Here is a 13,775-nt window from a genome sequence, read left to right on the forward strand (position 1 = left end):
TGTGCCTCATGTCATGATTTCCATTAAAATGAAACATTATATTCAGTTCAGTGAACAAGGTGGATATAAATCCATCAAAATAGCTACCAATTACTCTAAGAATCCGTAACCTTTATGACTGAACTCTTTACTCAAATTTTTGTTGCTGTCATTGTGATCAGCTTCAGCATCCGTGTCTGGCTTGGCTTTCGTCATATCCGTCATATCCAGCAACATCGCCAGCAAGTCCCTGCCGCCTTTAGTGAAAGCATCAGCTTAGAAGCGCATCAGCGCGCAGCTGATTACACATCGGCAAAAGTGAAATTGCGCCTGAGTGAAACGGTAATGGAATCAGTCGTCCTGCTGGCCTTAACATTAGGCGGTGTTCTGCAAATGTTGGACAAGCTTTGGTTACAGTGGCTGCCAGAACATGAAGTTATCCGCGGCGCTTTAGTTATTTGCTCGGCCATGTTAATTTCAAGTGCCGCGACCTTGCCTTTCGAATATATCCAGACGTTCAACGTCGATGAAAAATTTGGTTTTAACAAAATGTCCCGCGCGATGTTTTTTGCAGACTTGATCAAACACTCAATCGTAGCCCTTTTGTTAGGTGGCCCGATATTATTCGTGGCGCTTTGGCTGATGCGAGGTGCTGGCGACTGGTGGTGGTTATACCTGTGGTTAATCTGGAGTGCCTTCAACCTGTTTATGCTGGCCGTATACCCGATCTGGATTGCGCCTTTGTTCAATAAATTCACACCTATGGAAGACCAAGGCCTGAAAGCACGTATTGAAGCATTGCTGAAAAAGTGCGGTTTTGCCAGCCAGGGTTTGTTTGTGATGGATGGTTCTACCCGCTCCGGTCATGGCAATGCTTACTTCACTGGTTTCGGTAAAAACAAGCGCGTGGTGTTTTTCGATACTTTATTGGAAAAACTGAATGCGGATGAGATTGAAGCCGTGCTGGCGCATGAGCTAGGGCATTTCAAACATCAACACGTAATCAAGCGTATTGTCATGATGTTTGGCTTAAGCCTGTTGGGATTGGCTTTGCTAGGCTTTTTAATGAAACAGGACTGGTTTTATAACGGTTTGGGCGTTGCACAAGCAAGCAATCATATGGCCTTGCTGCTGTTTATGATCGTCAGCCCGGTATTCATGTTTATTCTGCGCCCATTGCTGGCAGCTTATTCACGTACCAATGAGTTTGAAGCCGATCACTATGCGTCACAACAATCTCGCCCTCAATACCTGATTGATGCACTAGTTAAGTTATATCGCGATAATGCCTCGACACTGACACCTGATCCACTGCATTCGGCGTTTTATGATTCGCACCCACCTGCAAGTTTGCGCATTGCGAAATTGCAGACCTACGCATGAAAACATTAGTCATCATCGCTTTATCAACATTCGTATTCAATAACGCCTATGCTGCTGGCTCTCCCGACTTTCAAGCAGGTGAAAAGCTGGTTAAAACGCACTGCATTTCCTGCCATGCCAGCAGCTTCGGTGGCGATGGCAGCGGCATTTACACCAGGGAATACCGCAAAGTGCGCTCATTCAATGGCCTGAAAGCCCAGGTCACCAACTGTAATACCATGCTTAACCTCAAGTGGTTTGATGACGATGAGCAACAGGTAGTACAGTATCTTAATCACACCTACTATCATTTCTAATATGCTTGAAGAAGGATTGATAGTCTCTGCGTTTGGCAAGCGCTATAACGTTGAATTGGCTGATGGGCGCGTACTCAGTTGTGTTACGCGCGGCAAAAAAGTCGATAACGCTGCGGGTGACCGTGTGTCAGTCAAACTGACTTCACATAAAGAAGGCGTGATCGAGAAAACTCTGGTGCGCGATACCCTGCTCTACCGCAGCAACGCCTTTAAAAGCAAAATTCTTGCAGCCAATGTCACACAGATATTGATCGTACTGGCCACCCAGCCCAGTTTTTATGAAGACCTGCTAAACCGTTGCCTGATCGCGGCTGAAGCTGCTGGCATACGCGCAGTGATTATTCTGAACAAGAGTGATTTGCCTAACCCAGATGCGGTGGAAAAGCTTGCCCGATATGCACAGTTAGGCTACATCTCCTTACCACTCAACGCCAAAGAATCGGTAGATGCTTTACGGCCTATCCTCGCCGGACATACGAGCATACTGGTCGGGCAATCCGGAATGGGTAAATCAACCATTATTAACGGCTTATTGCCCGAGGTACGTAGTAAGACCCAGGAAATCAGTACTACCCTGGATAGTGGCAAGCATACCACTACGGCTACCCATCTTTATCATCTGGATAGTGACAGTGCCATCATAGACTCCCCCGGCCTGCAAGAATTTGGGTTATACCACATCGACAATATCGCGCTCGAATATGCTTTTGTTGAGTTTAGGCCGCATATTGGCCACTGCAAATTCAATAACTGCACGCATACACATGAGCCTGGATGCATGATCCTGGAAGCCGTTTCCAAAGGTGAAATCGCCCCAGCAAGACATCAGATTTTCCAGCAGATACGTGCTGAAAACGCTGTCCATATTTACGGTTAGGCGCTAACTACTTCTTCTTTAGTCCAATGATTTTTAAAGCAGATTAAACTGCTGCCCGCTCTGCATTTTATTTCTATTGTCAGCACTCTATAAAGCAAAACACCCTGCTGAAGCAGGGTGTTTTTAAGTCTACGCTTTTCTACGCGTAATGTGAGACAAGTCTCAAATTACAGTGCAAAAACGTTTAGTGCACCGCCGCCAGGAGCAGCGTTGTACTTGGTCAACTCTTTGTAACCACCAGCAGCACCCAGTGCGTCGGTGTCACTTGTCATACCCAGGTTCATCGCCACGCCAGCCCAACCACCGATACCTGAAAAGATACCAACGTATTGTTTACCTTTGTTACCGTAGGTGAATGCGTTACCAATCGCACCTGAACCAACCTGGAATTTCCACAACTCTTTACCGGATTTGGCATCAACCGCTTTGAACCAACGATCCAGAGTACCGTAGAACACCAAATCAGATGCTGTTGTCAGAGCGCCACTCCATGCAGAGAATTTCTCTTTGTTGTACCAGACTTTTTTGTTGGTCATTGGATCATAAGCGCCGAAGCCACCCATCACACCGTCAGGACCAGCAAACATAGTCAAAGTCGCACCCACCCATGGTTGGCCAGCAACGTATTTGGACTCAACTGGCTCGTATGTCATACATACGTGGTTCAGTGGAGAATACATCAAACCGGTTTTTGGTGAGTAAGCAGCTGGTTGTTGGTCTTTAGTACCCAACGCAGCTGGGCAGATACCTTTAGCGTTGTAGTCCTGGTGAGTTGAATAACGGCCATCTTTGCTTGGTACGCCTGTTTTCAGGTCTACGTCATTTGCCCAGTTAACGAATGGATGTACTTTTTCAGCAGCAATCAAAGAACCTGTGTTTGCATTCCATGTGTAAGCAAAACCGTTGCGGTCATGGTGCCAAGCGTATGTTTTGCCACCTTTGTCGAACAGGATGACTTCGTTTACGCCATCGTAATCCCACTCATCATGTGGTGTCATTTGCATCGCCCATTTGGCCACGCCAGTGTCCAGATCACGTGCAGTCACAGTCATGGACCATTTGTTGTCGCCTGGACGTACATCCGGGTTCCAAACAGATGGGTTACCAGCACCGTAGTAAACCAGGTTTGTTTTTGGATCATACGGCCACCAGCCCCACACGGAACCACCACCATGTTGCCAGCCATCTTTGATCGCTTGTGGTTTCAACCAGGTACGTGTACCCAATTCTTTTTCGCCACCTTTGATTTGTTCAGCCGTCAAACGTTTGAAAGAACCACCTTCTCTGTTACCGCCGTTTACGTCTTGGTAAACTGACAGTGCGTTATACAGAGGATTGTCTTTGTTAGTGTTTGCGTCATGCAATGTTTCGCTGTCCGGGCCTGTTGAGTAGGCTTTCCATGCAGTGGAACCATCTTTGATGTTATAAGCCTGGATAAAGCAACGTACGCCGAATTCAGCACCTGAACAACCGGTCAATACTTTGTCTTTAATCACGTGTGGCGCGTTAGTGTTAGTCGCACCTACTTTTGGATCTGTGTTTTTAACATCCCAGATTTTTTTGCCGTCTTTAGCATCTAAAGCAACCAGCATACCGTCATTCTGTTGCAGGAAGATTTTACCGTCGCCGAAACCCAGGCCACGTGTCACGTTATCACAGCACAGTACCGCTTGAACGCTAGGGTCTTGTTTAGGGAAATAGGACCAAACGATTTTTTGGTTATCATTCAGATCCAGAGCGTAAACGTTGTTTGGGAAAGCAGATACCAGGTACATCATATTGCCCACAACCACTGGTGAACCTTCGTGACCACGGTTTACACCGGTAGCGAATGTCCAGGCGGCTTTCAGGTTTTTGATGTTGCCCTTGTTAATTTGTGCCAAAGCGCTATACCCCTGGTTATTGTGTTGGCCACGTGGATGTGCCCAGTTATTTGGGTCTTTCATCGCGGCTTCTTGGTCAGCAGCTGCAAACGCCATCACTGGCAAGGCAAGTGCTACGCTAGCAGCAACACCAAAAGCAGTTTTGATTTTCATCATAGTTATATCTCCGAAGATAAATCACATGTAGCAATATTGAAGAAACATTTAAACATTGCGGAATGCTTAAAGTTTGCAACCGGACTAGGCTTCCAGAGCTTTTTAACCATCTGGTAACAGATGTATCACTTTATTAAGCGGTTGTAACTGTAATATAGATAGCCAGGGATAACAGCCAGCCAGTTCAGGGTTTTATTCATGGGCCAGATAGGGAATTTTTCCGAAAACTTTGTTGAATTGATTTTTTTTTGTATCATTCTGTTATTGAGGGACATGTCCTAGTGTGACCTTCAGGTAATTGCGGCATCTTCTTTGCAAAGATGATGCTTTTTTACTTGATAAATTTAAGGTAAACACTGGCTGTGCTCAGACCCTGGCATTACTCTCTGGTATTAGACAAAGACTCCTCTTCGTCCATCCATCAACAACTCATAGGGCATTTCCGCACAATGATTGAAGGCGGAGCCTGGCTTGGCGGTAGCGCCCTGCCCAGCTCACGCGACATTGCGCAACGCCTGGGGATTAACCGTAAAACAGTCTCACGTGTGTACGAAGAGCTTTCAGCCTTAGGCCTCATCTATACGCAGCCTAAGCGCGGTACTTTTGTATCAAACGCATTACCATCAGCTTCAAATGAATCAGAGACATACCCCCCTTTGCAGCGCCAGCAGGTAGACCCTTATTCGAACAGCATTCACCACCTGATCCAGAAAACCAGTTTGCACCACATCCGTCGAGCAGCTTTGCATATGCACAAGCTGCAAGCGCATGATTACGATGCCACCGGATTGTTTAACCTTAAACATATGCTGGCTAATCTATTGGCGCATGAAAGAAGGTTCCTGGTGTCTCCTGAACATATCGCCTGCGGAAGCTGGCTAGCGCTGCAATACGCTGTCATCCAAAGTATCAGGCCCGAAGATGGATTGTTGCTGGCGGATCATCATACAAGCGCGGTGATGATCAAGAGCCTGCAAAAACAAGGTATTAGCGTTATTCAACTGCCGGAAAGTAATGGCAATCAGGCGATCAACTTTACCGAGCAGATCGAAAAGTATTGTATTAACTATCCCGTAGCGGCGGTCTGGTGTAATAGCTCGACACTCTTTAATAATGAGAGTGATGCAGCCGGCCAAACGCTGCTTATCCAAAAATTAGCTGACTACCACTTATTGTTGATTGATGACCAGCGTGGCAGTTTTCCATTGAGCCAGCAAAACCATCCACCGTTAGCCAGCAAGTACGCTAAAAGCATGATGCTGGGGAGCTTGTACGGCAACTTTTGCGACACTTTTAACTTGTGCTTTGTCGCCAGCAATGAGAACCTTTCCAGCGAGTTTCTGAGCGCCTTGAATGAGCAACACCAGCAATCCTCATTGCTCAATATGCTGGCTCAAAGTGAATTGATCAAACGCGGAGAATACAAAAAACTGCTGACTGGTATTTATCGCTTTATGCAAACCCCTGATGCCAAATTGTTGACACCAGCATAAGTTATGCATACAACCAAATGGTTGTAATCAACCACCTAAAATTCAGGAAAAACTCCCATTGACTGAAAAAAACGTTTTTTCAATCATCAGTTTAAATGCACACCTCAAACTGGCATACAAAATGCAGGTTACAAGTAGGGAGTGAACTATCACTAGGACCGATATGGGCAACTGCAAATTTGCCCATATCGGGGTAGACACTCCCTAACTTGCATATTGATCTCATGCAAAAAAGGCACCGCTACCGCGGTGCCTTTTTGAACATCTGGAATGCCTGAGTAAACTTACAGGCTATTCAATTCACTTATTACTCTTGACCAATTTGGTAAACTTCATAACTGGTTTCTACGATTTTGCCAGTCGTTGCGTCTACTTCAACTTTAACTTCTTCGTTGTCAGCTTCAAGAATATCAAACTCGTAGGAAGCTTTACCATCAGGCTCAAGTTCGTATTCTGTTTCTACGACCTTGCCTGGATGTGCTGCTAAAGCGGTGGCTTTTGCATCTTCTTCAGATACCTTTGTCAGAGCCTTGAATCTTTCATCATCAGCAGTCACTTCTTCTTCTACTTCAGTGATTTTGCCAGTTTTGGCATTGCACTCGATATCCCAGGCCTTACCATCGTTAGATTGTACGTCAAACTCATAAACCAGTTGCTTACGCTCGGACTTGGCTTCCAGTTTAACGATTTTGCCGTCATGCTTGGACAAAGCTGCTTTTACGCATTTACCCAGGCTGTCATAGGCTTTTGGCTTGATAGTTTCGTGGTCAGCAAACGCCTGACCAGACAATAGACCGCACAGGGCGGCAGTGATAATTGACACTTTTTGCATTTTTGATCTCCGTGTTTAAAGTCATGATGAGGGTGCGATGCGCAAGCTAGGTACTCTTACACCGCGATTCATAACGCGAAAAGGATATCAAAAACGTAATTAGTTGTTTTAAATATTACATTCTGTTAACAAAATGGCTAAAAATAGCCATTTGGGATGAATTTTACAAACTGGACTATACAGCGACTGGTGCCTTAATCGCCGGATGTGGATCATAACCTTCCAGCGTAAAGTCTTCAAAACGGAAAGCGAAGATGTCTTTTACTTCAGGGTTAATAAGCATCGTAGGCAACGCACGTTCTGAGCGTGACAATTGTTCCTTCACCTGTTCCATATGGTTATTATAAATATGCGCATCGCCAAGCGTATGGACGAAATCCCCTAATTGCAGATCGCAGACTTGCGCGACCATCATGGTCAGTAAGGCATAAGAAGCAATATTGAATGGCACACCGAGAAAAATATCTGCGCTGCGCTGATACAACTGGCAGCTCAATTTACCATCCGCCACATAAAACTGGAAAAATGCGTGACACGGCGGCAGCTTCATTTGGTCAACATCAGCCACGTTCCAGGCAGACACGATCAAACGACGTGAGTCTGGCGTCTTCTTGATCTGGTTTACGACTTGTGTGATCTGGTCTATGTGAGAACCGTCAGGCTTAGGCCAGTTGCGCCATTGGTAGCCATATACAGGGCCAAGGTTACCTTCAGCATCCGCCCACTCATCCCAGATTTTTACGCCGTTTTCTTTCAAGTAGGCAATGTTGGTGCTGCCTTTTAAAAACCACAGAAGCTCATGAATAATAGATTTTAAATGGACTTTTTTGGTCGTCAGTAACGGAAAGCCTTGCGCAAGGTTAAAACGCATCTGGTAACCAAATACAGAAATCGTACCGGTGCCGGTACGGTCAGTTTTCTGGTGCCCGTGTGCAAGCACGTGGTTTAGCAGGTCATGATATTGTTGCATACATGGACTCCGTCAGTTTGAGATGGTTAGGTATTGGCAACAATGAAGCTTTTGATTAAATCTACATTAGCCTCCAGTACGGTAGACTTCTGTGGCAAGTCTTCCAGGCCTTCCAGGCTGGCCGGACGTTCAGGCACTTCACCCAGCGCTTCCACGATAGCATCTTCAAATTTGGCGGCTAACGCTGTTTCCAACACTAGCATGGGCACATTCGGGTCGCGTTTTTCCAAGGCGACTTTTAAGCCATCTGCAGTATGCGTATCGATAGTCACACCGTATTTTTCTTTGGTTGCGCGTATGGTTTGCAGGCGATTTGCATGATTGCTGCTACCGGACACGAAACCGAAATCACCGACCTGGTCAAAATAGCCCTCGGTGTTCAAGTCAAACTTGCCACCGTGATCAACTGCCGTCCATAGCTCGCGTATCCTGGCGCTATCACGGCCTACGAGGTCATAAACAAAACGCTCAAAATTGGAGGCTTTGCTGATATCCATGGACGGACTGGAGGTCTGGTAAGTATTAGCAGCGCCACGTGGCGCATAAACACCGGTCTTGAAGAATTCATCAAGAACGTCATTCTCATTCGTCGCTACTATCAATTGCGCAATCGGCAAACCCATCATGCGGGCGATATGGCCAGCACAGACATTACCAAAGTTGCCACTAGGGACGCTGAAACTGACTTTCTGGTCATTACTGGTGGTGACTGCCAGGTAACCCTTAAAGTAATACACGATTTGTGCCGCAATACGGCCCCAGTTGATGGAGTTCACGGCACCTATTTTATATTGCGCTTTAAAAGTGTGGTCGTTGGATACGGCTTTAACGATATCCTGTGCATCATCAAACACGCCTTTCACGGCAATATTGAAAATATTGTCATCTTGCAGGCTGAACATTTGCGCAGTCTGGAAGCGGCTCATTTTCTGGTAGGGCGATAGCATAAATACGCGCACGCCTTTTTTACCGCGCATAGCGTATTCAGCGGCAGAGCCGGTGTCGCCTGAAGTGGCGCCCAGGATATTGGTCGTCTGGCCGGTTTTCGTCAGTACGTATTCAAACAGGTTGCCCAGCAACTGCATGGCCATATCTTTAAAAGCCAGGGTTGGACCGTTGGAAAGACTTAACAGGTACAGGTTATCTTCCAGCTTAATGGTCGGTGTGATATCTTCGGCAGATTGCCCCGCACGGGTATAACCATATACGTCAGCGCGATAGGTTTTGTCGATAATGGCTTGCAGGTCGGTATGCGGGATATCGTTGTTATCCACCAGGCGCGACAAAATCGCAAACGCCAGCTCACGGTAATTCATACTGCGCATGGCCGTCAAATCAGCGTCACTGAATTGCGGATATTGCTCAGGCAGGTATAAGCCGCCATCTGGCGCCAGGCCACCCAGCAAAATTTCACTAAAACTCGAGGCGGCAGACTGTCCGCGGGTACTGATATATTTCATTACATTAAACCTAATAATTTATAGCCACATTATGCAAAACTAGCTTAGCGCGACAATGTTTCCAGACGGATTTTGGTCACTGCACCGGCGATTGCAGGTAATGCTTCAATCTTGGCGATACCGGCATCCATGGTTTTTTCTTGAGTGGTATGCGTAAGAATAATGATATCTGCCTCGGCTTCACCTTCTTGCGGTTCTTTTTGCAGCATGGCATCAATCGAAATCGCTAAATCTGCCAGGATCTTGGTCACATCAGCCATCACACCTGGCTTGTCGGAAGCACGTAAGCGAAGGTAATAACCAGACTGTATTTCGGCAATCGGCAATACCGGCAACGCTTGCTGCTGATCCAGTTGATACCCCAGGAAAGCCACTCGCTGCTCTGCAGTAGTGCCATGCAAACGCGCAATGTCGACCAGATCAGCCACCACCGCACTGGCGGTAGGTTCAGCGCCGGCACCCGCACCGTAATACAAAGTTGGCCCGACTGCATCACCTTTCACCACGACGGCGTTCATCGCGCCATCGACATTGGCAATCAGGCGTTTTTCAGGGATCAAGGTTGGATGCACGCGCAACTCAATGCCCGCTTCGGTTTTTTTGCTGATGCCCAGCAATTTAACGCGATAACCTAACTCTCCCGCATACTGGATATCCTGGGTGGTCAGTTTGGTGATGCCTTCAGTAAAGGCTTGTTCAAACTGCATCGGTGTACCAAATGCGATGCTGGCCATGATGGTGAGTTTGTGGGCGGCATCAATGCCTTCCACATCAAAGGTTGGATCGGCCTCTGCGTAACCCAGACGTTGTGCTTCTTTGAGCACGTCCGCAAAGGCCAGGCCTTTGTCCCGCATTTCAGTCAGAATAAAGTTGGTGGTGCCATTGATAATGCCGGCTACCCATTCAATTTTGTTCGCACTCAATCCTTCACGCAATGCCTTGATGATAGGGATACCACCCGCCACTGCCGCTTCAAAGGCCACAATTACGCCCTGCTCAGCCGCTGCCTTAAAAATCTCGTTGCCGTGTACGGCCAGCAAAGCCTTGTTAGCGGTAACCACATGTTTGCCATTGGCAATAGCTTGCAACACTAGTTCCTTGGCGATGGTATAACCACCAATGAGCTCGACCACCACATCCACTTCAGGATTATTGACTACCGCAAATGCATCATCGGTCACAGCAACCTGGCCACCAGTCACTTGCCTTGCCAGTTCCAGGTTTCGGTCAGCCACTTGCACAATGCGGATATTGCCGCCAATGCGGCGCGCGATATCAGACTGGTTGCGCGTCAGCACGGTATAAGTGCCGCCGCCGACTGTACCTATGCCCAATAAACCTACTTTTAATTCTTTACCGACTTTTAGTTCTTTCATATCCACATTCTATAACTTAGCAAATCTCTAAATAAATCATTGGCACGTGCTTGCACGTGCTATTTGGTATGTTTCTTACGGTAACCATCCAGATAGCGGCCTATGCGCGTCATTGCTTCTGTCAGGTCATCGACATTGGGTAAAAATACCACCCTGAAATGGTCAGGCGACGGCCAGTTAAAGCCCGTGCCTTGTACCAGTAATACTTTTTCTTCCAGCAATAAATCCAGGATAAATTGCTGGTCATCATGGATCGGATAAACCTCAGGATCCAGTCTTGGGAAAAGATACATGGCTGCTTGCGGCTTGACACAGCTTACACCAGGCAAGGCGGTCAACATGTCATAAGCCAAATCGCGTTGCTTACACAGGCGTCCGCCGGGTGCCACAAGGTCATTGATACTTTGATAGCCGCCCAGCGCTGTCTGGATAGCCAACTGCCCAGGCACATTGGCACAAAGCCGCATGGAGGCCAGCATATTTAAGCCTTCGATGTAGTCCTTGGCAGGTTTTTTATCACCTGAAATGATCATCCAGCCCGAACGGTAGCCACAGGCGCGGTAATTTTTTGACAAACCATTGAAGGTCACGAACAGGACATCATCTGCCAGCGAAGCAATTGAGGTATGCGTGTTACCGTCATACAACACTTTGTCATAGATTTCATCTGCAAAGATCACCAGGCCGTGATGACGCGCAATCTCGATAATGCCTTCCAGGATTTCTCGGGGGTACAAGGCGCCGGTCGGGTTGTTCGGATTAATAATCACAATACCCTTGGTATTGGCAGTGATTTTATTTTCGATATCTTTCAGATCTGGCAACCAGCCAGACTGTTCATCACAGATATAGTGACGTGCACTACCACCAGCCAGATTTACCGCAGCGGTCCACAGTGGGTAATCCGGCATTGGAATCAACACCTGGTCGCCATTATTCAGCAAACCCTGCATGGCCATTACAATCAGTTCAGACACGCCATTGCCGACAATAATGTCGTCTATTGTCACCCCTTCAATTTTCTTTTGCTGGGTGTAGTGCATGATGGCCTTGCGAGCTGAAAAAAGGCCTTTGGAATCAGTATAGCCGGAGGCCTGATCCATATTCAGGATGACATCCTGCACGATTTCTTCAGGCGCGTTAAAGCCGAAAGGCATCGGGTTACCGATATTCAGCTTGATAATCCGTTGACCGTCTTCTTCCATCTGGCGGGCACGCTGTAAAACCGGGCCGCGGATGTCGTAGCAGACATTACTTAATTTATTTGATTTATTGACTGGCTGCATACTCTGTTAACAAACACATTTGGCGTGTGTTAAGCTCTTAAAGTAAAACTTTCATTCTACCTGCAAAGCCTTTCTTCATCAATGAACGCCTGATGAACCAGTCGATGAAGTGAGGGTCATGCACGGTACAATTTCTGTTTTATTTTTGAATGTGAGAGATGAACACAAAAGCATGAAATTACACTTGCACAGCAGTGATCAGCAATATCAGATTAATGGTGTAGATAGCCAGTCAATTACCATCAATCACCAGCCATATACACAACCCCTGATTGTCAGTGATGATGCACTCACTACAGACTGGTTTAGCGGCGCATGGGAGTCTCTGGATGCAGAAAGACTATCCGCAATATTGGCGTTCACGCCTGAAGTAGTGCTACTGGGTACGGGTGATAAGCAACGCTTTATTCACCCCAAACATACCCAGGTTTTTCTGTCGCAAAATATCGGTGTCGAATGCATGACTACCGCGGCTGCCTGCCGCACCTTCAACATACTGACAGCAGAAGGACGCAAAGTCGTCGCTGCCCTGCTGCTGGAAAAACACCTGGTGACTGACTAATCATTGTGGCTTTAATGTCACCTGCACTTCGTCAGCGGTTACACGCAAATTAGTCGGCTGGTATCGTGTCCCGCCATAGGTCAACTCTTCCGGTTTTACTTCATACAACACCAACTGATTCAACCATTTCCCGCCCATATCTTTAGCCACCTGCTGCAACATGCCATTCCATTGGTTGTTGGCGCCATCGAGTTGAATCGTGTCGATTGCTGGCTGATCCAAAACCACGGCATTTCGCGCAGTATCGAACTTCAATAAGCCTGACAGAGTCGCCTTGCCGGTTGCCGTATTCGCCAATAAATCACTTGCAATGCTGGCGTCCATAGTGGTATGTACCCGGCCGGTCGCCGGATCAAGCTGCACCTGTGCATTAGACAATTGCACATGAAACGCGCGCATGACGGTAAATGGTTTTTCCAGCTTGTGATTCAGTTTCTGCTGAATCTGGCTCGCACTCATCCTGACAGTGCGTTCGCCCATCATGGTGGCACACCGGCTGAGCAAAAATATGACTAACAATCCTGAAAAAATAATTTTAAAAAGACGCATTTGTAAGCCTTCTTTAACACTTGCAACATTGGTCAAAAATTGACATTCAATTTTCCTAGCTATTATAAAATGCTTCGCAATGAAGAAAAATTCTTATTCTCAACTAGACTCGTTTAAACAGCCTGTTGTTGCACGCGGTTTTACATTAGTTGAACTAGTCATTGTCATGCTGATTTTATCAATCCTGGCGGCCACCGCTTACGCCCGTATCTCGCAAACCGGCTCCCAGGCAAGAGACTGGCCTCGTTGCAATCATTTAAAGCAACGGTGCTGTCGGTAGCCACCATGGCAAAAGGCGTATGCATGGCGGATCCCCAGTGCGATATTGATCACGGCAATGTCACTTCATCCACCATGATTGAAGGTAATAACATTTTATTCACCGGCAGATACCCGGTAGGCTTAGCTCCTAATGACGCCGCGGGCCTGGATCAATTGATACAGCCCGGTAGCAGATTCACCATCCAGCCTGAACTTTCGGATATCAATCGCGCCACTTATTTCCTGGCCGGCTCACGTGACGAGCATCATTGCAAATTGGAATACAGCATCACTTCCGCCCCATCTACACCTTCAGCATTATCTGTCACTATTGATAGCAGTGGCTGTTAAAAACTTGGGAATGAAGCCTGAAGGAAAACGCGAAAGTTAGAATCAGGCATTTAGAAACCGG

General features: G+C 47.0%; 14 protein-coding genes. 7 read left to right on the forward strand and 7 right to left on the reverse strand.

From position 1 onward, the window contains the following. The first annotated feature begins 114 nt into the window (after positions 1–114). Genes ASG24_RS01010 through rsgA form a run of 3 tightly spaced genes read left to right on the forward strand, consistent with a single transcriptional unit; the run spans position 115 to position 2,535 of the window. Positions 115–1,362 carry a M48 family metallopeptidase gene (locus ASG24_RS01010; RefSeq protein WP_055866828.1) on the forward strand — a complete coding sequence of 416 codons (1,248 nt, stop codon included), beginning with the start codon at positions 115–117 and terminating at the stop codon, positions 1,360–1,362. Then, entirely contained in the window at positions 1,359–1,658 is a 300-nt protein-coding gene (locus tag ASG24_RS01015; protein ID WP_055825428.1) for a cytochrome c, read from the forward strand. Before ASG24_RS01010 ends, ASG24_RS01015 begins: the two co-directional genes overlap by 4 nt. A 1-nt stretch (position 1,659) precedes the next feature. Further along, positions 1,660–2,535 carry a ribosome small subunit-dependent GTPase A gene (gene rsgA, locus ASG24_RS01020; protein ID WP_055866831.1) on the forward strand — a complete coding sequence of 292 codons (876 nt, stop codon included), beginning with the start codon at positions 1,660–1,662 and terminating at the stop codon, positions 2,533–2,535. Between the two features lie 167 nt (positions 2,536–2,702). Here the strand turns inward: rsgA and ASG24_RS01025 are convergent, their stop codons facing one another. Next, positions 2,703–4,574, reverse strand: coding sequence for a PQQ-binding-like beta-propeller repeat protein (locus ASG24_RS01025; protein ID WP_055866833.1), 1,872 nt, complete (start codon positions 4,572–4,574; stop codon positions 2,703–2,705). Positions 4,575–4,936: 362 nt separating this feature from the next. Here ASG24_RS01025 and ASG24_RS01030 point away from each other — a divergent pair, with 362 nt between their 5' ends. Further along, positions 4,937–6,067, forward strand: coding sequence for a GntR family transcriptional regulator (locus ASG24_RS01030; protein WP_255352540.1), 1,131 nt, complete (start codon positions 4,937–4,939; stop codon positions 6,065–6,067). A 307-nt stretch (positions 6,068–6,374) separates the two neighbouring features. On the opposite strand, the gene ASG24_RS01035 is transcribed toward ASG24_RS01030, so the two are convergent. The 5 genes from ASG24_RS01035 to ASG24_RS01055 all read right to left on the reverse strand — a co-directional run bounded on the left by ASG24_RS01035 (position 6,375) and on the right by ASG24_RS01055 (position 11,991). After that, on the reverse strand, positions 6,375–6,899 hold the full coding sequence (locus tag ASG24_RS01035; protein WP_055866841.1) for a PepSY domain-containing protein: 525 nt from the start codon (positions 6,897–6,899) through the stop codon (positions 6,375–6,377). A 175-nt stretch (positions 6,900–7,074) separates the two neighbouring features. Beyond that, complete coding sequence (locus ASG24_RS01040) at positions 7,075–7,869, reverse strand: thymidylate synthase (RefSeq protein ID WP_055866844.1); 795 nt, start codon at positions 7,867–7,869, stop codon at positions 7,075–7,077. A gap of 26 nt (positions 7,870–7,895) precedes the next feature. After that, positions 7,896–9,329, reverse strand: coding sequence for a threonine synthase (gene thrC, locus ASG24_RS01045; RefSeq protein WP_055866846.1), 1,434 nt, complete (start codon positions 9,327–9,329; stop codon positions 7,896–7,898). A 44-nt stretch (positions 9,330–9,373) separates the two neighbouring features. Next, positions 9,374–10,705 (reverse strand): homoserine dehydrogenase, encoded by a 1,332-nt coding sequence (locus ASG24_RS01050; RefSeq protein WP_055866848.1) that lies wholly within the window; start codon positions 10,703–10,705, stop codon positions 9,374–9,376. A 59-nt stretch (positions 10,706–10,764) separates the two neighbouring features. Continuing rightward, positions 10,765–11,991: a pyridoxal phosphate-dependent aminotransferase gene (locus tag ASG24_RS01055; RefSeq protein ID WP_055825452.1), complete on the reverse strand. Its 1,227-nt coding sequence runs from the start codon at positions 11,989–11,991 to the stop codon at positions 10,765–10,767. 172 nt (positions 11,992–12,163) lie between these two features. On the opposite strand from ASG24_RS01055, the gene ASG24_RS01060 reads away from it, so the two are divergent. Beyond that, positions 12,164–12,553, forward strand: coding sequence for an Mth938-like domain-containing protein (locus ASG24_RS01060; RefSeq protein ID WP_055868352.1), 390 nt, complete (start codon positions 12,164–12,166; stop codon positions 12,551–12,553). Here ASG24_RS01060 and ASG24_RS01065 read toward each other — a convergent pair whose 3' ends face one another. Beyond that, the gene (locus tag ASG24_RS01065) at positions 12,554–13,102 is read right to left on the reverse strand and encodes a DUF1439 domain-containing protein (protein WP_235562270.1); all 549 of its coding nucleotides are present in this window, start codon (positions 13,100–13,102) and stop codon (positions 12,554–12,556) included. Between the two features lie 79 nt (positions 13,103–13,181). On the opposite strand from ASG24_RS01065, the gene ASG24_RS14775 reads away from it, so the two are divergent. Together ASG24_RS14775 and ASG24_RS01070 are read left to right on the forward strand one after the other, a co-directional pair. Beyond that, positions 13,182–13,382 carry a type II secretion system protein gene (locus tag ASG24_RS14775; protein ID WP_235562271.1) on the forward strand — a complete coding sequence of 67 codons (201 nt, stop codon included), beginning with the start codon at positions 13,182–13,184 and terminating at the stop codon, positions 13,380–13,382. Then, positions 13,349–13,714: a prepilin-type cleavage/methylation domain-containing protein gene (locus ASG24_RS01070; RefSeq protein ID WP_235562272.1), complete on the forward strand. Its 366-nt coding sequence runs from the start codon at positions 13,349–13,351 to the stop codon at positions 13,712–13,714. The genes ASG24_RS14775 and ASG24_RS01070 overlap by 34 nt, the downstream gene beginning before the upstream one ends. The last annotated feature ends 61 nt before the right edge of the window (positions 13,715–13,775 follow it).

It is taken from the genome of Methylophilus sp. Leaf414, assembly GCF_001425425.1.
Lineage (GTDB): Bacteria > Pseudomonadota > Gammaproteobacteria > Burkholderiales > Methylophilaceae > Methylophilus.

Excerpts from the sequence above, each read along its gene's own strand:
- rsgA (WP_055866831.1), top strand. The coding sequence starts at position 1,660 with ATGCTTGAAGAAGGATTGATAGTCTCTGCGTTTGGCAAGCGCTATAAC.
- ASG24_RS01035 (WP_055866841.1), bottom strand. The coding sequence starts at position 6,899 with ATGCAAAAAGTGTCAATTATCACTGCCGCCCTGTGCGGTCTATTGTCT.
- ASG24_RS01055 (WP_055825452.1), bottom strand. The coding sequence starts at position 11,991 with ATGCAGCCAGTCAATAAATCAAATAAATTAAGTAATGTCTGCTACGAC.
- ASG24_RS01025 (WP_055866833.1), bottom strand. The coding sequence starts at position 4,574 with ATGATGAAAATCAAAACTGCTTTTGGTGTTGCTGCTAGCGTAGCACTT.
- ASG24_RS01010 (WP_055866828.1), top strand. The coding sequence starts at position 115 with ATGACTGAACTCTTTACTCAAATTTTTGTTGCTGTCATTGTGATCAGC.
- ASG24_RS01065 (WP_235562270.1), bottom strand. The coding sequence starts at position 13,102 with ATGCGTCTTTTTAAAATTATTTTTTCAGGATTGTTAGTCATATTTTTG.
- ASG24_RS01040 (WP_055866844.1), bottom strand. The coding sequence starts at position 7,869 with ATGCAACAATATCATGACCTGCTAAACCACGTGCTTGCACACGGGCAC.
- ASG24_RS01050 (WP_055866848.1), bottom strand. The coding sequence starts at position 10,705 with ATGAAAGAACTAAAAGTCGGTAAAGAATTAAAAGTAGGTTTATTGGGC.
- thrC (WP_055866846.1), bottom strand. The coding sequence starts at position 9,329 with ATGAAATATATCAGTACCCGCGGACAGTCTGCCGCCTCGAGTTTTAGT.
- ASG24_RS14775 (WP_235562271.1), top strand. The coding sequence starts at position 13,182 with ATGAAGAAAAATTCTTATTCTCAACTAGACTCGTTTAAACAGCCTGTT.
- ASG24_RS01015 (WP_055825428.1), top strand. The coding sequence starts at position 1,359 with ATGAAAACATTAGTCATCATCGCTTTATCAACATTCGTATTCAATAAC.
- ASG24_RS01060 (WP_055868352.1), top strand. The coding sequence starts at position 12,164 with ATGAAATTACACTTGCACAGCAGTGATCAGCAATATCAGATTAATGGT.